The organism is Sporosarcina sp. P19, assembly GCF_002743165.1.
GTDB classification, from domain to species: Bacteria; Bacillota; Bacilli; order Bacillales_A; family Planococcaceae; genus Sporosarcina; species Sporosarcina ureae.
The window spans coordinates 17,010-39,266 of sequence record NZ_PDYR01000005.1; the positions used below are offsets into that span (position 1 = coordinate 17,010).

Below are 22,257 nucleotides of genomic sequence, written 5' to 3' on the forward strand. Positions count from 1 at the left end.
AGTTATAACGGATGATAGCTTCCGCTAATTGCATCCACAATGATCTGTCCTGATTTCTTATTGTCCAACTTGAAATCCGTTAACCAAAAAGGACGATAAAAGAGGTTTCTTTGAACTTCTGTAACTTTAGGCATCGTAACAAATTTAGCTTTTGAAGAAGCATTATCAAAAATAAATCTTTCAGCCATATCAATCGCTTCTTCCTCTGCGATCACAAGCTCAGGGAAACGCCCAACTTCCACGTTCTTTATTGAAAATTTTGGCCGAACATCTACCATCGCTCCTCTACCTCCCAGGCCATCTATTGTACAAGCAGCCTTCCCCTTAAACTTCAGTAAGCTTTTAGCACTCACTTGATATTCAAAAAAGTAATATGGATAGTAGATAATATCTTGGATTTGAAAATACGTTTCTTTTTCGTATTGCTGCAATCCTAGCAAAACTTCTTCTTTAGTAAACTCAATTTCTTGTAATAATATAGCGCTCATGAGTACCTACTCCTGTAAGTTATTTACTATCTGCTAGAAACTTTGATACGTTGCTAGCCTCGGGAGCCAAATCCCGTGTAATATTTCGATCGAACTCTTTTGAGAATACACGTTTGCGTCTGGACTGTTCGAACGCATCCAATATTTCTTCTGATGGTTTGCGGCCAAACCGACTTCCGATGATCATACCTAACAGTGACACTATTAAACCTGCCAAGAATGGATGAAGTCCTGTAGACGTTTCTAACCCCATAGAAGTCCAAATAATATTCGTTGAAGCTCCACCGATCATCGCGCATAAGCAACCGATATAATTGGCCTTTTTAGAGTAAACAGAGGCAACATAAGGAACTAAGAAAGCATTCCCTAATGTACCGAAAGCGAACAGAACCAATGCAAACACGGAAGGTGGCTCATAGATGGCTACGATAACCCCCACAATCCCTCCCATTAAAATGCATAATCTTGAAACAAGAATCATGGTTTTAGGACTAGCATCTTTATTGATGAAACGTTGATAAACATCACGTGAAAGAATCGAGCCTGCTTGCATCAAGATAGAGTCTGCAGTGGACATGACCGCCGACATAATAGCCGAGAGCAATAATGCCGCAAAGATTCCAGGGAATAACGTATAGGCTAACTCTGTAATAATCATCTCGGGGTCAGCAATTGTAGGTAGTAAAATAATCCCAATCATACCTAGAATATATGGCACAAAGATGAAGAATTGATTCCATAGAGCACTGATCATGACAGCACCTTTTACTGTTTTTGTACTCTTCATCGACATATGGCGAACTACTACATGTGGAAGCCCCATATATCCAATAGAGTAAATAAGTATTGCCCCGAGCACCATTCCCCATTGACCGTAATAGGCTAAGTCTTTACCCCAGATACTTAAATACGAAGGGTCTATAGCTTGCAACGCAACGTTCAATCCAGTGATTCCGCCTACATGGAAGTACGCTAGAATACCAATCCCTACGACCCCCAGTACCATGATCATGCCTTGTACAAAAGAAGTGTAGGCAACAGCTAGATATCCGCCAGCCACAGTATAGATGATAATGACACTAATACCGATAATCAGAGACAGTTCATAAGTAAAGCCTGTCAATGTAGACATTGCCTTTCCAGCCGCAATAAACTGAGCACAAACATATCCAAATAAAAACACGATGGAAATGATGGAACCTACCACTCGTACACTAGCGCTTTCAAAACGTTTTTCCAAATACTCAATCGGTGAAAGCGCTCCCAAAATTTCAGACATTCTTCTCATTCGTTTACCTAATACGGAGAGGTTTATAATCGATCCACCCGCATCACCAATAGCGTACCAAATAGCATACCAGCCATATTTAAAGGCCATCGCCGGGGCTCCCATAAACATGAAGCCACTCATAGCTGTAGTTTGCATGGTCATGGCAGTGACGGCCGGTCCGAGAGATCGACCACCAAGTAAGTACTGTTCTGTAGAAGCTGATGATCTTCGTGAAAACCACAAACCAATCGTTAATAGAATCCCTAAGTATAAAATGAAAATTATCCCATCAATGCTCATTAAATGCCCCCCTATCGCAACTACTGATTTTGATTCTGTTCTTTGTCCATCTTTACTTCCATCTCATCGTCTCGTTTCATTTTAAAGTAGATAATGGTTGCTAACCCTACCCATATGAAAGGCCATGGAACAAACCACCAAAATGTTTCTACAGGAAAACCAAGCATGTATTCACCTCCCATTTTTACGCAATCAGACTACTCCGAATGTGTACTATAGTATATTTAGAATCGGGTAATCATACATTGGACACATTGTTATTTAGTGCCTACCAAGTTTAGTCACTATGTCTTGCATATCATTTACTAGGAAAACTTCTATACTAGAGAATCCCTTCCAAACCTAGAGTGTGTGCTATATCAAAATGCAACATGCGCCTACTAGTGCTTATAAGAGCATTGGGGTTTGTATCCAGTAGAATTTCTCCATAATAAAAGCCATCCGAAAAAATCGAATGGCTATCTTTGCTGTATGCTAATATATAACGTTGCTTACTTCTGATAACTAGCCTGTTTTTCATACTCTATTCTTCCATCGATCATCGTCATTTCTACCTTTATCTCTTTAAGACTCGCTATCTCGGCTGATAGAATACTTTGGTCCAACACAACCAAATCCGCTAATTTACCAACTTCAATACTACCTTTTTGTGTTTCATCAAAGCTCGCATAAGCACCCATATACGTATAGGCTTTGATCGCATCCAGCACAGTTACTCTCTGACAAATTCCTGCATCTTGGCCTGAAACAGTTTTTCTATTCACTGCCGCATGAATCCCAAGAAGTGGATTATGGTCTACAACAGGCGTGTCAGAGGCAAATGCAAAAGGTATTCCCTTTGCCAAATAATCTTTTGCTGGATACATGACATTTACTCGATCACCGTAATACTCCAGATACGCATCACCATTCACATACATGAAAGCGGGGTTAGGAATCACTACAACTCCCAATTCCTTCATCCGTTCCTGAAGATCTATACTTGCTATTCCAGCATGTTCAATACGATGTCGGTGATCTGTTCGCGGATGCTTCGCTAACGCCTCTTCAATACAATTCAACACCATTTCAATCGCCCGATCACCTTGTGCATGCGCAGTGATTTGGTATCCCTTGCTGTGAGCTTCCCCTAGAACTTCATTCATTCTTTCTTGGTCATAATACAGTATGCCCGTATCTGTCGGGTCACTCTGATATGGTTCTCTTGTGGCTAAAGTGGGGCCTGTACTGCTGCCATCTGTAAAGAGTTTAGCCGGTCCAATTTTAAACCATTCATCGCCATCTCCAGTCACCACACCTTCATCAATCATATGTCGAACAAACGACTCCGAATCGGTCAATGATCCAATGAGAGCATATACACGGTTTTTCACATCACCTGAGTCTATACTTTTTTTCATCAGTTTTAATATATCGGGTCCCCAGCCATAACTACCCGCATCATGTAAACTGGTTATGCCTGACTCCACGAATATTTGAGATGCTAATTTCAATCCTTTTACAATTTCCTCTGCACTATAATCTGCGATAGTAAATAGTTGCATATGTGCATTTTCAATCATTTTTCCTGTAAATTCTCCATTTGAATCACGCTCTATCTCACCGCCAACAGGATTTTCAGACTCCTTTGTGAAACCTGCTAGTTCCAATGCTTTGCTATTCGCGATAGATGTATGGTTACAAACTCGAATAATTACAATCGGATGTTCAGTAGATATAGCGTCAAGCTCTTGTATTGTAGGAAAACGTTTTTCCATCACCGTCTGCTCATTGAAGCCCGTAACTCGGATCCATTCCCCTCTTGGAGTCTGTGCCGCTCTCTTTTTCATTTCCTCATACAAGATTTCCAACGAATCGATTTCAAGACTCACACAGTTAATGCCGAGTAAGTTCGTTCCATAAATTGTTAAATGTAAGTGCGGATCTATGAAACCTGGAAGGAGAGACTTTCCTTCCAGATCAATTACTCTAGTGTTTTCTCCAATAAATTTGCTTACTACATCAATCTGACCAACGCTGATGATCGTATGATTTTTTATTGCTACGGCCTCCATAATGGAAGAATTCTTATCTACTGTGATAACTTCTCCATTAGTAAATACTATATCTGCATGCACTATAGATCACCTCTCTGCACTAAAATATAAATGTATTGATCAGCTACGAATATAAATATCTTCTTCCTCGCTTCTCTTTGACTTTGTCAGTAAACTCACTACAACCATGATAATAACATTGACAATCAGTCCAATAATTCCTGCGTGGATTCCAAATGGCGTGGAGTCTGCAACTAGTTGGAAATAGAAATTCAATATCGCTCCCACTACCAATCCACTGATTACACCTTTTGCCGTTGCTCCCCGCCAATACAAGGCACTGTACACTCCTGGTGCAAATTGTACAATTGCTCCATAAGCTCCTAAGAGTAAGACAATTAATCCTTGACCTCCGAAAATGGTAATAATATAAGCCAATCCTCCGATGACGAATACACCTATACGCATAATCTTTAAAACGGTCTGATCGGATAAATCTTTGAAAATGGTACGAATCACACCATCTGTTGTTTCCAATGTTGCGTTGTGCGTAATCGCATCGGCAGAAGACATGGCAGCCGCTAGTGCTCCAGCGCCAACTAGTCCGTACACCCAACCTGGAAGATTCATAATAGTAGTGATCAAGAATGGAAGTATCTGATCTGCACTTTCAATCATATCCGCATCTACAATACCTTTAGCTGCAAATCCAACTAGCAATAAAGGTATTAAGAATAATGCAAATATCGGGTAAACCAACACAGTTTTCTTAATGACTTTAGGGCTGGATGCATATGACTTTGTAAATAAATGCGGCCACATCAAGAATCCAATTACGGATACTAAAATAGTCGTTGTGAATGGTATCGTCCCCATCGTAGATCCTTCTTTTCCTATTTGTAAGAATCCAGGGCTTTCTGCAGCAATGTTCGTAAACATGACGCCCATTGAGTCGTGTAACTGATTCACTATCGCTATTCCTACAACCCATGAAATAATGATCATGAGTAACCCTTGGAACACGTCAGACCAAGCCGCAGCTCGTAGTCCACCTGTTGCCACATAGACAACAACGATCCCGTATGCAAGAAGAGCTCCAAGCCAAAATGGAATTCTACCCTCTGTCATAATATTAAAGATGTGTGCCATTCCTGTTAACTGAGTAGCTAAATATTGAATAGAGGCTAATAATGCAAGTAACCCTACTATTATTCCAAGTGCTTTACTTCTATAACGGATTCTAAAAAATGAGGATAATGTATAAAGATTAAACTTCTTACCAATTTTCGAGATCTTAGGCCCGATAATATACCAAGGAAGTATCGCAAACGCTGTATAGATAATAATATAAAAAGCAGGTGCTCCTTTTTCATAAGCCCAACCAGGTGCGCCTAAAAATGAGAAAGCACTAAATACCGCTCCCCCCATCAAGAACCACATGACGATTAATCCTAATTTACCTCCTGCAACAGCAAATTCATCTAGGGAACTGGAGTCCTGACCTCTACCTGCCCATACTCCAACAACCAAGGCGATTACTAAATAACCAATCATAATGATTAACGCAATTAGCCAATGCTCCATCATTCATCACCTTCTTCTAACTTATGGTCAGGATCAAATCTATACAAAATTATGATTCCTAAAAATGTTAGTAAAATTAATAGAATGATATAGAAAAATGAAAAAGGTAGTCCCATAACGATAGGAGTTGCTCGGTTTGCCAGCTCAAATAAAGGAAATATTAACAATAAAAAAGGAATAGTAACGATCACTATATAAATCGTATTGAATTTCTTTTTGCTCATCCAATCCCTCCATTAACTATATTCTTTGAGTTCTATCACCTTTTACAAGCCATTCTATAAACAGTCTTATACAGTAGTTCCACTCCTAGTGCTATATCTTCAGGTGAACTATACTCTTTCGGGTTATGACTAATACCATCCTTTGAACGGACAAATATCATACCGTAGTCACACACATAGGACATTTCAAGCGAATCATGAAAAGGACCACTCATTAATTCTGGAGGAGTTAAATTCATTTCAGCACTTTCTTCTCTCATAATCTGCATAATATTTTCATTACAAAATCTAGGTTCACTTCGCGTATCTTCAGTGATTGTATACGTTAAGCTATGTTCATCTGCAATTCTCTCTAACTCTTGAAGGAAAACTTGTTCAATCTGATCCCGTTTACTTTCATCAATATCTCGTAAATCAACTGTAAACGTAACTTTCTCAGGTATGATATTGCGAGAGTCTGGAAATACTTGCAAACTTCCGACTGTACTTACTGTGGGTGCTCCCGGGACCTCTTGAGCTAACTCATTGAGCTTTACAATAACTTTAGCTGCACCTACCAAAGCATCTTGACGCATAGGCATCGGCACAGATCCAGCGTGACCAGCTAAGCCTTCCATTTCAATCGTCAACCATAAAGGACCGGAAATACCCGTAACAATTCCAACAGGTTCACCTTTCGCTTCCAATACAGGTCCCTGTTCAATATGAAGCTCTAAAAATGCCGTTATTGTAGAAGGGTCAATAAGAGACTCTTTAAATTTTGACGGATCGCAACCAAATTCGATAAGTGCCTCTCGTCTCGTCATTCCATTCTTATCATTACGCTCGAGCTCTCCCTCTTCTAACTTACCTAACATGCCTCTTACACCAAACAAGCCCTTATTGAATCGTGAACCTTCCTCATCAGCAAAGGCAAATATCACAATAGGTATCTCAGGCTGTATTCCCTTTTCTTGCAGCGTTTCCAACACTTCAATCGCTCCGATCACTCCAAGCGCCCCATCGTACCTTCCACCATAAGGTTGCGAATCAATATGTGAGCCAATTACTAAAGCCGGGGAATCATTCGATACGCCATCCATCCTTCCAATTAAATTACCAAAATGGTCAATTTGCGTCTTTAAACCGATTTGATCCATGTACTTTTTCACATGTAACACAGCTTGTTTATCCTCAGGTGAGTGTGCAAGTCTAGAGACACCAGTGGAACCAATTTTCCCTATTTCACCTAATATTTGAAGATTATCATTTAATCTAGCACCATTAACAGAAGTTGTTAACGCTTTCATTTTTCCACTCCTCTTCGAATTCACATCTTTTGATTATTCAGTATACATCTAATTACATTAATTCTCATTTTACTAAATGTAAAGTGATTACAGACAAACACAAACAGATAGTCTATTAAAATCTGAATATTCTATATGAATTGACCATCCTCGCATTGACGACCTATCACATTTACACATTGCGCAATAAGCTTGTTCTTCTTTTAAATAAAGTCCAAGCATTTACATCCTATGCATATGATTAATACTTGTACTTTATACAATAATGATTGTTATATGTAGCGATCTGTACAGAATTATATATGTCAATTGCTTTATTATGCGGGATATCCACTCTATTGCGGACCGCAAACGCTCTATCATACGCGATATTCGCTCTATAGTAGTCCGTAACCGCTCTATCCAACTGGAGATGCGCTCTATGATACGTGGCAACCGCTCTATAGCAGGCGATTTCCGCTCTATAGTGGCTCGCGATTGCTCTATATTGTCAACCACTCTATCACATGCGAGATTCGCTCTATTCCCTGCCATAACCGCTCTATCACGCTAGCTATCCGCTCTATAGCAGTCCACAACCGCTCTATCACACATCACATCCGCTCTATAATAGTCCGCAACCGCTCAATCCCCCCGCCCCACTCCCCCAATAAAACAAAAAAGCCCCCCAGCCAAAAAATCTGGCCAGAGAGCTCCCCTCAAACTAAAACACAAACTTACTCTTTAATTAACTCCAAATCAACTGGAATATCCGCCTCTACATCTTCACCGTTCAACAGAGCAACTGCTGCTTCCATTGCCTTGACCCCAATTTCCTCGGGCTTTTGAGCAATCGTTGCGGACAACTTACCAGCTTTGACAGATGCTACAGCGTCGTCTGTTGCGTCGAATCCAATGACTGGAATATCCTTACCAGCCGACTGAATAGCTTCTAACGCACCTAACGCCATCTCATCATTATGCGCGAATACGCCTTGGATGTCTGGGTTAGCTTGCAAAATATTCTCCATTACCGTCAAACCTTCTGCACGGTTAAAGTTTGCTGTTTGTTTCGCCACGATATTCACCTTGCCGTCAACCGCTTCGTTAAAGCCGGCTCCACGGTCACGCGCTGCGGATGAACCTGAGATCCCTTCAAGTTCTGCTACTTGCGGTTGATCTTCGCCAAGTAACTCGAGCAGGTATTCTCCAGCTAACACACCGCCTGCTTTATTATCCGAGGCAATATGAGAAACGACTTCTCCACCTTCTGCTCTGCGGTCCACTGTGATGACCGGAACGTTCGAGCTGTTTGCTGATTCCACTGCAGATACAACCGCTTCAGAATCCGTAGGGTTAATGATTAACAAATCTACACCTTGTTGGATTAAATCTTCTACGTCACTCGCTTGTTTAGACGCATCATCTTGTGCATCGACAACGATCACTTCAGATCCAGACTCTTTCGCCTGTTCCTTCACACCTTCACTCAATGTCACGAAGAATGGATTGTTAAGCGTCGATACGGAAAGACCGACTTTATACACTTTGTCGCCATTATTTCCAGCCTCGCTTTGATCATCTGATGAAGAATTTGAACCGGGTTGCTCTAATGAACAAGCAGCCAAAACGAGCACCATGGCCATAAGTAGTAACCATTTGATATTTTTCATACAATTCACATCTCCTTATGCGGTTTTTTTGCGATCTAAGAGTACTGCAATTAATATAACTGCACCCTTAACTACCTGTTGGAAGAAAGAGGATACGCCTATCAAATTCAAACCATTATTCAAGACACCTATAATCAATGCACCGATTAAAGTACCGACAATCCAACCACGACCGCCAGTCAAGCTTGTTCCGCCAAGTACAACGGCCGCAATCGCATCGAGTTCAAACATATTACCCGCTGTTGGCTGTGCGGAGTTTAGACGTGACGTCAAAATAAGTGACGCGATTGCCGTTAGACCGCCTGCCAATGAATAGACATAAATCTTCACTCGATCGACATTAATTCCAGAAAGACGTGACGCTTCTTCATTGCCACCGACCGCATATACACGGCGTCCGAATGTCGTTTTCTTCAATATAAAGTACAGCACTGCAAAGGAGATCGCCATCGTGATGACCGGAACCGGAATACCGAAAATATATCCTTTTCCGAGCATTTGGAATGTGAATGAATCGCCAAGTCCTGAAATCGGGCGTCCTTCAGTATAGACTAAAGTCAATCCGCGGAAAATCGTCATCGTCGCGAGTGTTGCGATAAATGGTGCGACCTTCCCTTTCGCAATAATCAAACCGTTGATTGCACCGAGCAGCACACCTAGTAATATGCCGAGTAGCATAGCCAAAATCGGATCCATACCGCCTGACATCATACCTGCTGTCACGGCACCCGTTAACGCGAGAATCGATCCAACTGATAAATCAATTCCACCTGTCAAAATAACAAACGTCATCCCGAACGCAATCAATGCGTTAATTGACACTTGACGCAATACGTTGAACAAATTGTTCAGCGTTAAAAAACTTGGACTCATAATGGAAATAATGACCACAATCAATAATAAACCAATGAACGGTCCTAATTTCTGTAATGACGATTTCATATTAGTCTTGGACAACTTTGTCACCTCCTGTTGCAAAATGCATAATTCGTTCTTGTGTCATTTCCTCTTTCGGTATATCTGCCATCAATTGACCTTCATGCATGACGAGCACGCGGTCTGCCATACCGATCACTTCCGGTAGTTCGGATGAAATCATCACAATCGCGACTCCACGCTCAGCCAATTCATTGATAATGCTGTAAATTTCTTTCTTCGCACCCACGTCGACTCCTCTTGTAGGTTCATCCAAAAACAAAATATCTGGCTCAATACCAAGCCATTTTGCGATGACGACCTTTTGCTGGTTACCACCACTCAATGACTTAACGATTTGTTCAGGTCCAGACGTGCGAACACCGAGACGTTTAGACATCGTGTCATACAACTGACTTTCTTTCGTTCGTTGAATGACACCTGAATTGGAAATTCGATTGAAGTTTGTCAAGCACATATTTTCCTGAACCGAAAAATCGAGAATCAACCCTTCAGTTTTCCGGTCTTCTGTGACATATCCGATCCCAAGCTTTTTCGCTTGCAACGGATTTGAAATAATCACTTGCTCCCCATCAATGAAAATCTTGCCCGCAGTCGGTTTCTTGAAGCCGAAAATCGATTGAATCACTTCCGTACGCCCCGCACCCATCAATCCGGCAATACCGACGATTTCACCTTTTCGCACTTCAAACGATACATCTTCAAAATAGTCATTGCGCGAGAGACTTTCTACTTTTAGTTTCACATCGCCAATTTCACACGCTCGGGCTGGGTATCGTTCACCCAATTCACGTCCAACCATCATCTGCACGATTTCTTCAAACGTCGTGTCCTTGATATTCCGCACACCGACGTATTGACCGTCCCGTAATATAGTAATACGATCGCACATCGCGAAAATCTCTTCCATCCGATGTGATATATAAACGAATGAAACGCCTTCCGCTTGCAATGCTCGAACAGTTTTAAATAACGTTTTGATTTCACGGTCCGTCAATGCTGCAGTCGGCTCATCCATAATAATTAATTCTGCATTAGAAGAAACCGCCTTCGCAATCTCAATAATCTGCTGTTTACCAACGGATAAATCACGCGTGATAGTCCGCGCATCGACATGCAAGCCTAACTTCGACAGAATTTCTTCTGCTTGACGATTCATTTCTTTCGTCTTCAAAATTCCGCTTTTCCCGAATGTCTTTTCATTACCTAAATAGAAGTTCTCTGCAACTGTCAAGTCAGGTAAAATATTGAGCTCTTGGTGAATGACCGCAATTCCCGCTGCTTCAGCTTCCTTGGCGTTCTTAAATTCCACTTTCTTACCTTTGACCGAGATCTCCCCTGAATCACGCGAATAGATCCCTGTCAGAATTTTCATCATCGTAGATTTCCCTGCACCGTTCTCTCCCATGAGCGCATGGATTTCGCCTTTGACTACATTAAATTCCACATTGTCGAGTACTTTATTTCCATTGAAACTTTTCGATATCCCGCTCATCGCAATCATCTCTGCACACCCACTTTCAGAATATGACGCCTGACTGGACGATAATATTGGCATAAGGTGTCGCCTCTCCTGTACGAATAATAACTTTCGATTGTCTTGATAGTTCTTTTAATTGATCATGTGTCAGCTCATCTATCGGACATTCTAGTTGTGTAATTTCACTATAGACTGTAGGATTCTCTTCTTTTATTTCACTTGCAATATATACTTTTTCTGCTTGAAAGTCTTTCAGTAATTCCAATAAAATCTCCGTGAATCCAGGTTTTCCAATCGTATACGAAAGATCGATACACGGAACACCTTCAGGAATCGGCAGACCGCAATCCGCAATCGTCAATTGATCGGTGTGACCCATTTTAGCCAGCACAGCCGCAATATCGCGATTGATCATGCCGTGCTTTTTCATCGACTCTCCTCCAAACGCGCTTCCACTTCTTGAAATGAAGGCATGCCGCCTTGTGCGCCGAACTTCTCTACGGAAAGTGAAGCGGCCGCATTTGCGAAACGAACTGCTCGTTCCAGTTCCATCCCCGCAACTATTCCATGTGCAAGCGCTCCGTTAAACGTATCACCCGCACCTGTCGTATCCACGGCATTTGTCTTAAAGCCTTCTACTATGACATGCTTTTTTCCATCAAAGAATCGTGCGCCGTCATTACCTAGCGTAATAATCAAACGGTTCGGATACTTTTCTAATGCACTGACCATGTCCATGCCAAAAATCTGTTCACATTCCGTTTCATTCGGCGTTAAGTAAGTAATTGAAGGCATCATGTCAAGTTCGAAACCGCCCGCTGGTGCAGGATTCAACATCACCGGAATGCCTAATGCTTGGCACTTCGCTAATGTATAGATCACAGTAGGAATTGGAATTTCTAGTTGAAGCATAACCAATTGGCTGCGCTTAATGAGGTCTTCTATCTCGTCAATATGTGCTGGCATCAACAAAGAATTGGCACCCGGTACGACGATGATCCGATTATCCCCTTCTGACAACAAAATATTTGCGATACCCGAAGCTCCATCCACTGTACCTACACCGGTGACGCCGACTTTATTCTGTTGAAGATTGTTCACTATGCTCGTACCAAATAAATCATTTCCCACGCACGCAACCATATGTGTTTCACTGCCAAGTCGTGCTGCAGCAATTGCCTGATTCGCACCTTTTCCACCTGGCACTGTATCGAACACATTTCCAAGAACCGTCTCACCCTGGTCCGGGAAATGTTTCGTACCAACTACCAAATCCATATTGGCACTGCCAATTACCGTTATCATCATGCTTCACTCCTCGTTGTTTGGCGAATGAGCAACTCTGCCGGAATCAGTACTTCACGCTCCGTCAGCTCTTGCCCTTTAATTAATTCAATGAGCATCCTCGCTGCCATCGCACCCATTCTATATAAGTCCTGCGCTACCGTCGTTAAGCCTGGTGTTAATTGGCTCGCAAGCATCGTTCCATCATATCCAACGATTTGAAGCTGATTCGGTACATGAATACCCGCTGAATACGCAGCTTTCATTGCACCCGCTGCGGTCACGTCGCTGCTCGCAAAAATCCCGTCAATTGACACTTCTTGCAAAATCTTTTTCACCATCGTTTCCGCTATATCAAAATGAAAGGGACATTCAATAATATGTGTTTCTATTTTCTTCCCCTTTACCGCATCCTTGAACCCAGCAAATCGATCATCAGCAGGTCCTAATCCTGAAGGCCCGCGCATACAAAGAATGTTTCTGCAACCGCTATCCAATAAATGCTCAGTTCCTAAACGAGCGCCTTCGCGGTTATCCGTCGCAATATACGGTATCGACGAATGAATTCTTCGATCGATTGCTACAATGGGGATATCCAGCCCCATATAATGCTCCGCTTCTACATGATTCGACGCAACAATAAACCCCGCCACATATTTCTGTTGCAGAGTCTTTACATAATTAATTTCCTTCTCAAGATCCTCATCCGAGTTACACAAAATCAACGTGTATCCATACGCCAGCGCAACATCTTCAATTGCACGCGCCAGTTCCGGAAAAAACGGATTGACGATATCGGGAACAATCAAGCCAATAAAAGTAGATTGCTTCGTACTAAGAGAACGCGCAATCATACTAGGCTGATAGTTTAACTCCTCCACCGCCTTAGCAATCACCCGTTTCGCCTCTTCACTTATGTATCCTTTATTATTTAAATAGCGTGAAACAGTCGCAACTGAAACTCCAGCAGCTTTAGCCACATCCCGTATATTTGCCAACTATTTCACCTACATTCTGTTCTATGTGGTACCGGTTACACATAATGATAACAGACGGAGTTTTTTAGTGTCAATAGCGAAGTGGATTTAGGTGGGAGTAGGGTTTATTGAGTGAATATTGGGTTAGATTGTGGGGTTGTTGTGGGGATTTCCTAGGCGGGATTGAGCGGTTATACAGCTGTTTAGAGCGGATAGCGTGATACATTGAGCGGGTACACTGCTGCTTAGAGCGCTCGCGGGCTTGGATTGAGCGGATGGCGCGGGCGTTAGAGCGCTTAGGCCGACACTTTGAGCGCGAGCGGACTTGGATTGAGCGGATAGCGCGAGCGATAGAGCGCTTAGGCCGACACTTTGAGCGCTAGCGGACAGGGATTGAGCGGATGGCGCGGGCGATAGTAGCGCTTAAGCCGACACTTTGAGCGCTAGCGGACAGGGATTGAGCGGATAGCGCGGGCAATAGAGCGCTTCAGCCAACACATTGAGCGCTCGCGGATATGGATTGAGCGAATGGCGCGAGCGATAGAGCGCTTAGGCCGACACTTTGAGCGCTAGCGGACAGAGATTGAGCAGATGGCGCGGGCGATAGAGCGCTTGAGACGACACATTGAGCGCTCGCGGATATGGATTGAGCGGATATCCAGCTACATAGAGCAGAAAGCACAATACATAGAGCGATTAACCCAAACAATAGAGCGCACACCAAACAACAATGAATACTCCCCTTTTCCAGAATCTCCTAAACGAATTAAGATGTCTTGTCTATACATATCTATAGAGGTAAAATGAAATTAGAGTCATAGATAAAATCCATAGAGGAGAGATCTGCATGACGAATTATCGAGAAAACGAAACAGTCCAATATGAAATACCAGTGGACTTACGCAAAAGTATAGATTACGTCAGCGGGAATTTATTTATTACAAATCAGCGTTTTATCTTCCAGCCACAAAACATGCATTTTCAAAGAGATATTTTAGAGTTTGATATTGCTGACATCAATAATATCGATTCTTCCTACGTTTTGGGTATTGTGCCGAACGGAATTACCGTCGAGTTAAAAGATGGTACTCTGCATACATTTGTTTTAGAGAGTTCACTTTTTGTGAAGTGCGATGAGATTATCAAGACGGTTTGGGATTTGATGTGAATACAATTAAGTTTAAAAGAGTTGTTCCAACTGGCGGACAGCTCTTTTTGTTGAGCTAATGATGTGTAATAGCGCGGTGTCGGACTAGTTTGGCACGATGTCATTCTACTCTAGCGCGGTTTATGCTCCGAATTGCACGGTCCCTACCCCACCCACCTCTCTAAACACAAAAAAGACTGCCACTAGAAGCCATCACAACAAACATGGCCTCCAGTACAGTCTTTCTATCTACCCTATCATTCCATCACATCACAATATTACTTTCCTTCGCCTTCTCAATAAACTTATCACTCGATTTATTAAAGAACTTCTTCAATCCAAGCCCTGCTACGAGTGCTAACGCGAAGTAGATGGACAGGTAGAGTATTTGTTTTAACGCTACTGCCCAGATAATTCCACCAATGGATTCACGCAATAACGTGATCGCATGTGTGAATGGCATAAATGCGGAAATCTTTTGGAAGAACTCTGGTGCCATTTGGATGGGGAATGTACCTCCTGATGCACCGAGCTGCATGACCATCAAAACGATCGCGATAACCTTACCAGTGTTACCGAATACGGACACGAGTGTGTACACGATGGAAACGAATACGACACTGATCAGTACACCGAATAATACAAACGGTAGTTTATTCACGACGTAGACATTCATGATGAATAATTCACCGAGTGTGACTATCAATGATTGAACCGTGCCAATCCCCGCGAAAATAATCAACCGTCCAAGATACGTTTGATAGCTCTTGAATCGTGTCTTTTCTCGGATGTCGACTTTCAGCGTGGATACCATGAGCAATGCGCCCACCCACAATGAAAGTGTCGTATAGAATGGGCTCATGGCTGAACCGTAGTTTGGTATTGGATATAACGCATGTTCATTCAAGACAACCGGTTCGGCGAGAAACTTACTGACGCCTACCGGATCTGTCGAGAGAACATCCAATAATTTATCCAAGTCTCCTTCGTCTTCTAACTTGCGGATTTTCTCTGCCATCGTTTCAATCGTTTCACGAGCTTCTGGGAAGAGTTCCTGAGCTTTCGCCAAATCTTTTTTCCCAAGTACCACCCCTGCATCCGCTTTTTCAAGCGCATTACGAAGACGTGGAATCCGTCCATTTACCTCGTCCAGTACGTCGGACACGTCATACAACGCATTGGTTGCATCACGCATCGCGGATTTATACTTTCTCGTCAAATCACTATTGACGAAATCGATAGCTTCCCCAACCGAACGATCCAATTCCCCGGATACACGATCGACTTCAGCCAAATGCTTTTTACCGTTCGCTTTTGATTCATTGATTCGTCCAACTAAGCCGTCAACGGATGAATTGGCAGATGACAAGCTGTCTTGAACCGTTTTGATTCGCTCAATTTCAGCAGACAGTTTATCCGAATGAATGAATTTCTCAAGATCTGTTAAGCCATTGTTAATGGAGCCAATTGCCGAAAGTCCATTATCAATCCGGCCAACCATTTTTTGAAGAGCACCGATCGTAACCTCAGGATTTTCCGCTGTCTCTAGCAAACCTGCGAGCTTCTCATCAATTTCTGTCTTCGATGCTTGGAGTTCATTGAACCGATCGCGCAGTCCTTCATCGAAAGTTTGTAATTGTTTAATCGTATCTGCAATCGCTTTTTGGCTATTTGCATCAAATTGATTCCGTGCATCTGCAATCTTTTGCTGACTCGCATGTAGCTGTCCTTGAAGTTGATTCAACAACTCGAGGCTCGGTTTTTCCCCTTTATTGATGGCAGCTTGCACTTTATCGATGGCTTGTTTAGTCGACGATAACTGATCACGTAACGCGACGAATCGTTGTTGCAGACCGACAATTTGGTCACTGCCCGTCACATTACCCGCAGCTTCTAAAACGGAAATCACCGAATCCACTTTACCAATCTGACTTTCTATCGCAGTGGAAATACTGTCGAGTTGTTCTTGGTATTTGCTGAAATCAATGGATTCACGCTTATCAATCAAGCCTTGAACGACTTCCTGCGCATTGCCATTCACTTCGGTCCCACGATCCAATAAGCCCGTGATATTCGCGGAAAGCTCATTCAACTGCTTCATAAGCTTTTGAGTTTGCGGGGATAATACATTTTCGTAATTGCCTTTAATTTTATCCATATCTTCAGCGAGTTTATCCGACAACGATTGTGTTTGCGTAATTAAATCGGTTGCTGGATTTTTACCGCTCTGCAAATCGGAAATGATCGTTTCCAAATTCTTTTTCAGACGGTTTAAATCTGTGGCGCTCTCATTCAACGAACTCTGCAAATCTTTAATATTCGTTGAGTCTTTTAGATTCTGATCCTGTTTTTTCAAATAATCGTAAATATCATCTAATCGTGCATTCGTATCTTCTAATTTGTCTTGCTTATCCCGTAGCGAATCGACAATACGATCGACGTCTTCACCTTTACCTGACAGCTCACTCGTCAAATCGGGCACTTTGCGGAATGCTGTTTGTGCACTCTCCAAGTTAGACGTGATGACACGCAATGTGTGATCCACGGTCTTTTCATTCTCCTGCAACTTACTAATCAACCGTGCGTTTAACTTTTTCGCATTGGCATGCACTACATTGACGTCGTCAAGCACGACATCTACGCGATCAATAGAAGTATCTGCAAAATCCAAGCCTTTATCTACCATCTGTAATTTCGAATAAATATCTGGAATGTCATATTCTAATTGATAAATTAAATCACGTAGCTTTTCGATATTCCCACGATTGTCTTCAAGTTCTACTCCCAGATTATTAAATACTTTGATGACTGCTTCATTCGCTTGTTCAACGAATGTTTTATCGATATTTTCTACTATTGCAGATGCACCTTTCCCCGCAACTTTCGGGGAAATCGCATTAATTTTTTCATTGATATAATAATCTAATGTCGGCTTCTTCATATCGTCGGTGACGACACTGCTTAAATTCTCCGAGAAGTCTTTTGGAATGATGATCGCAGCATAATAATCCCCGTGCTTCACGCCTTTTAACGCTTCGTCTTTCGTTACGAACTGCCAGCCGAGATCATCGTTATTGGTCAGCGAGACAATCACTTCATCTCCGACATTGAATTCTTTGTCCTCAATCTTTGCCCCTACGTCTTCACTGACGATTGCGACCTCCACACCTTCTGTATTGGAATACGGATCCCACGAAGCGAGGATGTTCATCCAAGCATAAAGGGAAGGCAGAAAAGCAATCGCCGCAATGACAATGAGTGCTGCTTTATTCTTGAAGATATTCCGGAGATCCCGTCTGACTATAAACCATATTTTATTCATTTCGTATAAACCCTCACTCTACATTTCGTCATGCGCACGTCAAACTAACAAACTGGAGAAGATCGTACCATTCAAAATGTCCGTTATTTGCTTCTCCGTCAGCTGTTCATCATGTGTTTTTGACCAATCATTAACTAGTGCTAAATAAGATCTGAATAAAAGGAAAGCAATCAGTTCGCTGTTACATGGCTTCAATTCACCTTTTGCGACACCGCGCTCAATCTTTCCTGCAATGAATTTCAATATTTCCTTCTCTATAGAAGTTAACGCATCGCCTACAGCAGGTGTACGCAACTCTTTCTCTTCTTCAATTAATTTAATGAATAGCTGATGCGTCTCGCGAAACTCCAGCAACTGCATAATACGTGCATGGGCATTTTCCTGAAAAGATGCTCCTTCTTTAGCAGTTCGTTCGGAGACGTTTTTCATTTCTTCAACCATTTTCCAAACAATCGAATGAAATAATTCTTCTTTATTTGAGAAAAATGTATAGATTGTGCCCTTCCCCACATTCGCAATCTTCGCGACCCGGTCCATCGTTGTCGCTTTATATCCGAACATCGAAAATGATTTTTCAGCTGCCAACATAATTTCTTCTCTGCGATCCATTATGACACTTCCTTTAAAAGTGACCGAAATACCATTTCAGTCTGTTAGTCATTATACTACATAGATTGATGAATGAATGCAAGATATTGCACAAAAAAACTATCATACAAGCCATATGGTAATGACTTGCATGATAGTCTATAATTTTCATTCAATCACGAATACTTTTCGAATAGGTTCTTTAATCACTTCTCCATTTGCTGATAGTACATCGGTAATCGTCAAGTAGTATAGTTCACCTTGAGTATATCTAGTACTTGGCTTGATCTTTAACGACTTTCCATCTTCTCCAAGCGTTGTAGAAACCTGAACGATTTCGCCCGCTGCATTTCGAACGACTACTTTTTCTAAGTTCTCAGCATCATTCTGTAATGCACCTGAAAACTTAATATTCCATTCTTTCGTTGCTTCAATTTTACTTACCGTTTCGAAATAATTATACAGTTGATCATTATTGAGCACTACCGCTTGTACTATTCCTGCAGGCAGTTCAAGACCTTTTAGCGCATCCAGTACTTCGCCCGTCTCCCCAATTTGAACGATCATAATTCCGTCTACCACTTCTGTTTTCTCTACTTTGGCAGGTTGGAATTCCCCTGTCTTTTCATCTTTCAGTTGAATTTGAAGCTTTCCATCCGTAATGGTTGCTTTTACGTTTTCAGGTGCTTCGACTGAGTGTTCAGGTGTAGGATTCCAATCATCCCCTAAATCTGCACCCAAGTTCGTTGTATACTGCCAGCGTAAAATATCATCCTTCTGTAATTCATAAATTCCTGCACCATACTGCGGGAACTCCCCATTGACTGAATACATCCAGCCGCTAAGTGGTCCGCCATCAAATTCACCTAAATTATTTATACTCTTCACGTAAATAGTTGGACCTACACCAGTAAATTTGATTGGTATGGAGAGATTTTCTACTTCACGTTTTAATGCCGTGAATGCCGTATCTCCAGATTCAATTTTCAACTGTTTCGGGCTGATAATATCCCCAGTCCCCATTGTCCGTGTTTCTACAGAAAATGTTATATACTCCGGTTCAACTGGCGGCTCTACATTTCCCACTTCAGAAAATTGTTGCCATACGGATTTACCCGTTTTAACTTCTTGTAGGGCAATTAAGGATTGTTCTACTGCTTTCGTATTGACCCATTGATCAGCAGGTAAAGTAAAGGCAAATGCACCATTTTTCGTTTGGAATTTGCTTAATGCATCTAAGGGCAATTTCCCGCCCTTTTGCCACTTGTCCGATGTAACGTCTTCTCCTACCGCAACAAGACCTGAAATGACTGTCGCAATACTATTGGAATTTTCTCCCCAAGCGCCCCAGCCAGCTGTATCAAGTTGTTGTTCGCGCAAGGCTTGTTTTGCACGTTCAATTGCTGCATTCGCTGCACTATCATCTTGATAATTTGCTAGTGCCAGCAAGACCATTCCCGTTATATCGGGATCCGCTATGTCTGCCGCCTTTAATGAAAGTGAAAAGCCACCCTTATCTTTTTCTTGATTTAATATATGTTGTAACGCTTTCTCTTTTGTTGTGTTATCCCATGTTCCTACATCTTGTCCACGCTTCTCACCTGTATCTAAAGCGAGCATCGCCCAGACGTGTTTATTTATAGCACCGATCGATCCGTCTGTTTTTTGTTGTGCTGCTAGCTCTGCATAAAGATTTCGTTTAGTTTCCCATGCAGTAGATGGATCTTTTCCTACTGCTAGCAAACCGAAGATATAGCGAATATGATGCGTATCTGCTTCATCTTTCTGTAATCCTGGATCTTTAGTGAGCCAATCTGGTAATTGTGCTGTACCATCGCTTAATTGTGAACTAGACGCACCCAATGCAACCAATTCTGTCCAACTAATTCCAGGCATACCCCATCTAAAATTATCTTTATTATATCTCTCCACTTCATAGAAACGTAACGTATCCGCAAGCATATCGTCTACCGTACGAATAACTTCTGGTATAGCCGGAGTATTATTTGCAGTAGTGTTTACATTCGACTGCACTGCTTTAGCAAGTCCAGTTATTGATAACGTTACATTTGGTACTTCGCCTTGCACATGTAGAAGTACTTTCTGGTTACTATCAACTGTAACGGAGCCAACTGTTAGGTCACTGTTACCTACAGTCCAATTACTAGCATCTGAAGCCGCTTCCGTAAACGTATCCCCACTTAATTTGATTTCAATAGTCGGATCCTTGTCGCCGACTTTCAATTTTGTCATGGATTTGAGAACTGCATTACGTTTATAGAAAATATGAATCTTATCATTGTCGTTTACTGCTTTATCGATAAATGAAGTAGATGATTCTTCATTTACATCAACAACCCACTGATCCGTGCCATGTAAGCTTCCATTTTGAACGTTGTTAATCGATACAAAATTTTCTCTCAGTTGATCCAGCTCGTAAGGAATATTTTGTTCTTTTAACAACTGTTCAACAACTTGTACAATCGTATCGCCTGTTTCGAATGCCACTGCAGTATTTGCAAGAATCGGTGCATCTACCCCATCGACTTTCACGTTGGCTGTAGGTTGTTCTGCTTTTAAAGCAATTCGATTCCAAACAGAACTTCCTGCTTTAATATCCGCCAACGCAAGTAAAACTTGTTCTGTTGCCATTAAATTAGCACTCTTATCAGTCACTTTCCACTTATAAGACCCGTCTTCAAACTGAAAACCTTTTATTGCATCTACTACTGTCTGATCGCCTACATGCCACTTTTCTGCTAGTATATCTTCATTTACTGCAGCTAGACCCCAAATCGCTGTCGCTGTGGAGTTGGCATTATCGCCCATTCCAAAATTACCTGGAGAATTAAACCCACCCGTCGTTAAGTCTAGTTGTCTAGCTCGTAATAAATCCTTCGTTCTTTCAATAACTGCATCTGCCGCTTCTTCCCCTTGATAAGTAGACAACGCGATCATGCCCATACCTGTCATATCTGGATCGGAAACTGGACCAAAGAATGAATATCCACCATCTTCATTTTGGTTATCGAATAAGAATTGTAGCGCTTTTTGTTTCTTATCTGTATTCCACTCACCTAAGTCGGCTCCTAGACGTTCGCCTGTATCCATCGCAAGCAAGGCCCACATATGTTTATTAATGCCGCCAAATGAGCCTGTCTCTTCGTTTTGTTGCGATGCTAATTCTGCATAAAGATTACGATTCGTTTCCCATGCATCTGCTGGATCTTCGTTCATTGCGAGTAACCCGAAGATAAAGCGAATATGATCTGTACCATGATGTATAGGTTCTAGATAATCTGGATCTTCTTTTTGCCATTCTGGTAATATCCACTCGCCATTATTCAGGTCTTCACCTGCTGCGTAAAGTCCTACTAATGTTTGCCACGAATCCAATTTCATTTTTTTGTTTTTATAAAATTGAATGGTTTTAGCTAATAATTCTTCCACATCTGCCTGCTCGGCAACCGTTGCTTTGGTTTTCTCTACTCCTGTATCAACCGCTTGTACTGTTGGAGTTAAAACCGACAACACCAACAACAAACTTAGCAACACAGAGAATGTCTTGCTTACTCGACTACCTTTCCTCAACGACTCCTACCCCCTATTTTTCTCAATAAAAAAATCCCGCCTCCGGAAAGAGACAAGGATGGATGCGTGTTTAGACATACATAATACAA

The 22,257-nt window shown here is 41.9% G+C and carries 17 protein-coding genes; 1 reads left to right on the forward strand and 16 read right to left on the reverse strand.

What is annotated here, in order from left to right; all coding sequences use genetic code 11:
- Positions 1-2: 2 nt before the first annotated feature.
- The 13 genes from CSV74_RS07220 to CSV74_RS07275 all read right to left on the reverse strand — a co-directional run bounded on the left by CSV74_RS07220 (position 3) and on the right by CSV74_RS07275 (position 13,541).
- Entirely contained in the window at positions 3-488 is a 486-nt protein-coding gene (locus tag CSV74_RS07220; protein WP_099691161.1) for a hypothetical protein, read from the reverse strand.
- Between the two features lie 19 nt (positions 489-507).
- Positions 508-2,058, reverse strand: a complete 1,551-nt coding sequence (locus tag CSV74_RS07225) for a sodium/proline symporter (RefSeq protein WP_099691162.1) — start codon at positions 2,056-2,058, stop codon at positions 508-510.
- A 20-nt stretch (positions 2,059-2,078) separates the two neighbouring features.
- The gene (locus CSV74_RS16755; RefSeq protein ID WP_199170327.1) at positions 2,079-2,225 is read right to left on the reverse strand and encodes a hypothetical protein; all 147 of its coding nucleotides are present in this window, start codon (positions 2,223-2,225) and stop codon (positions 2,079-2,081) included.
- Positions 2,226-2,549: 324 nt separating this feature from the next.
- Positions 2,550-4,175, reverse strand: coding sequence for an amidohydrolase (locus tag CSV74_RS07230; protein ID WP_099691163.1), 1,626 nt, complete (start codon positions 4,173-4,175; stop codon positions 2,550-2,552).
- 39 nt (positions 4,176-4,214) lie between these two features.
- Positions 4,215-5,678: a sodium:solute symporter family protein gene (locus CSV74_RS07235; RefSeq protein WP_099691286.1), complete on the reverse strand. Its 1,464-nt coding sequence runs from the start codon at positions 5,676-5,678 to the stop codon at positions 4,215-4,217.
- Positions 5,678-5,902 carry a DUF3311 domain-containing protein gene (locus CSV74_RS07240; RefSeq protein ID WP_099691164.1) on the reverse strand — a complete coding sequence of 75 codons (225 nt, stop codon included), beginning with the start codon at positions 5,900-5,902 and terminating at the stop codon, positions 5,678-5,680. The genes CSV74_RS07235 and CSV74_RS07240 overlap by 1 nt, the downstream gene beginning before the upstream one ends.
- Positions 5,903-5,937: 35 nt before the next feature.
- The gene (locus CSV74_RS07245; RefSeq protein WP_099691165.1) at positions 5,938-7,191 is read right to left on the reverse strand and encodes a M20 family metallo-hydrolase; all 1,254 of its coding nucleotides are present in this window, start codon (positions 7,189-7,191) and stop codon (positions 5,938-5,940) included.
- A 716-nt stretch (positions 7,192-7,907) separates the two neighbouring features.
- Positions 7,908-8,843 carry a ribose ABC transporter substrate-binding protein RbsB gene (rbsB, locus tag CSV74_RS07250; protein ID WP_099691166.1) on the reverse strand — a complete coding sequence of 312 codons (936 nt, stop codon included), beginning with the start codon at positions 8,841-8,843 and terminating at the stop codon, positions 7,908-7,910.
- Between the two features lie 15 nt (positions 8,844-8,858).
- Entirely contained in the window at positions 8,859-9,800 is a 942-nt protein-coding gene (rbsC, locus tag CSV74_RS07255) for a ribose ABC transporter permease (RefSeq protein WP_099691167.1), read from the reverse strand.
- Entirely contained in the window at positions 9,787-11,283 is a 1,497-nt protein-coding gene (locus tag CSV74_RS07260) for a sugar ABC transporter ATP-binding protein (protein ID WP_099691168.1), read from the reverse strand. Before CSV74_RS07260 ends, rbsC begins: the two co-directional genes overlap by 14 nt.
- 16 nt (positions 11,284-11,299) lie before the next feature.
- Positions 11,300-11,689: a D-ribose pyranase gene (gene rbsD / locus CSV74_RS07265; RefSeq protein WP_099691169.1), complete on the reverse strand. Its 390-nt coding sequence runs from the start codon at positions 11,687-11,689 to the stop codon at positions 11,300-11,302.
- The gene (gene rbsK, locus CSV74_RS07270; RefSeq protein WP_099691170.1) at positions 11,686-12,564 is read right to left on the reverse strand and encodes a ribokinase; all 879 of its coding nucleotides are present in this window, start codon (positions 12,562-12,564) and stop codon (positions 11,686-11,688) included. Before rbsK ends, rbsD begins: the two co-directional genes overlap by 4 nt.
- Positions 12,564-13,541, reverse strand: a complete 978-nt coding sequence (locus CSV74_RS07275; protein ID WP_099691171.1) for a LacI family DNA-binding transcriptional regulator — start codon at positions 13,539-13,541, stop codon at positions 12,564-12,566. Before CSV74_RS07275 ends, rbsK begins: the two co-directional genes overlap by 1 nt.
- A gap of 826 nt (positions 13,542-14,367) precedes the next feature.
- On the opposite strand from CSV74_RS07275, the gene CSV74_RS07280 reads away from it, so the two are divergent.
- Entirely contained in the window at positions 14,368-14,688 is a 321-nt protein-coding gene (locus CSV74_RS07280; RefSeq protein ID WP_099691172.1) for a GRAM domain-containing protein, read from the forward strand.
- Between the two features lie 244 nt (positions 14,689-14,932).
- Here the strand turns inward: CSV74_RS07280 and CSV74_RS07285 are convergent, their stop codons facing one another.
- The 3 genes from CSV74_RS07285 to CSV74_RS07295 form a co-directional block, all read right to left on the reverse strand.
- Entirely contained in the window at positions 14,933-17,989 is a 3,057-nt protein-coding gene (locus tag CSV74_RS07285; RefSeq protein WP_099691173.1) for a YhgE/Pip domain-containing protein, read from the reverse strand.
- Between the two features lie 39 nt (positions 17,990-18,028).
- The gene (locus CSV74_RS07290) at positions 18,029-18,598 is read right to left on the reverse strand and encodes a TetR/AcrR family transcriptional regulator (protein WP_099669730.1); all 570 of its coding nucleotides are present in this window, start codon (positions 18,596-18,598) and stop codon (positions 18,029-18,031) included.
- A gap of 147 nt (positions 18,599-18,745) precedes the next feature.
- Entirely contained in the window at positions 18,746-22,168 is a 3,423-nt protein-coding gene (locus CSV74_RS07295) for a DUF4430 domain-containing protein (RefSeq protein WP_099691174.1), read from the reverse strand.
- Positions 22,169-22,257: the final 89 nt, after the last annotated feature.

Bases quoted from the DNA above. Each gene is read 5' to 3' on its own strand.
- CSV74_RS07220 (WP_099691161.1), bottom strand. From the start codon at position 488: ATGAGCGCTATATTATTACAAGAAATTGAGTTTACTAAAGAAGAAGTT.
- CSV74_RS07225 (WP_099691162.1), bottom strand. From the start codon at position 2,058: ATGAGCATTGATGGGATAATTTTCATTTTATACTTAGGGATTCTATTA.
- CSV74_RS16755 (WP_199170327.1), bottom strand. From the start codon at position 2,225: ATGCTTGGTTTTCCTGTAGAAACATTTTGGTGGTTTGTTCCATGGCCT.
- CSV74_RS07235 (WP_099691286.1), bottom strand. From the start codon at position 5,678: ATGGAGCATTGGCTAATTGCGTTAATCATTATGATTGGTTATTTAGTA.
- CSV74_RS07240 (WP_099691164.1), bottom strand. From the start codon at position 5,902: ATGAGCAAAAAGAAATTCAATACGATTTATATAGTGATCGTTACTATT.
- CSV74_RS07245 (WP_099691165.1), bottom strand. From the start codon at position 7,191: ATGAAAGCGTTAACAACTTCTGTTAATGGTGCTAGATTAAATGATAAT.
- rbsB (WP_099691166.1), bottom strand. From the start codon at position 8,843: ATGAAAAATATCAAATGGTTACTACTTATGGCCATGGTGCTCGTTTTG.
- CSV74_RS07260 (WP_099691168.1), bottom strand. From the start codon at position 11,283: ATGATTGCGATGAGCGGGATATCGAAAAGTTTCAATGGAAATAAAGTA.
- rbsD (WP_099691169.1), bottom strand. From the start codon at position 11,689: ATGAAAAAGCACGGCATGATCAATCGCGATATTGCGGCTGTGCTGGCT.
- rbsK (WP_099691170.1), bottom strand. From the start codon at position 12,564: ATGATAACGGTAATTGGCAGTGCCAATATGGATTTGGTAGTTGGTACG.
- CSV74_RS07280 (WP_099691172.1), top strand. From the start codon at position 14,368: ATGACGAATTATCGAGAAAACGAAACAGTCCAATATGAAATACCAGTG.
- CSV74_RS07285 (WP_099691173.1), bottom strand. From the start codon at position 17,989: ATGAATAAAATATGGTTTATAGTCAGACGGGATCTCCGGAATATCTTC.
- CSV74_RS07290 (WP_099669730.1), bottom strand. From the start codon at position 18,598: ATGGATCGCAGAGAAGAAATTATGTTGGCAGCTGAAAAATCATTTTCG.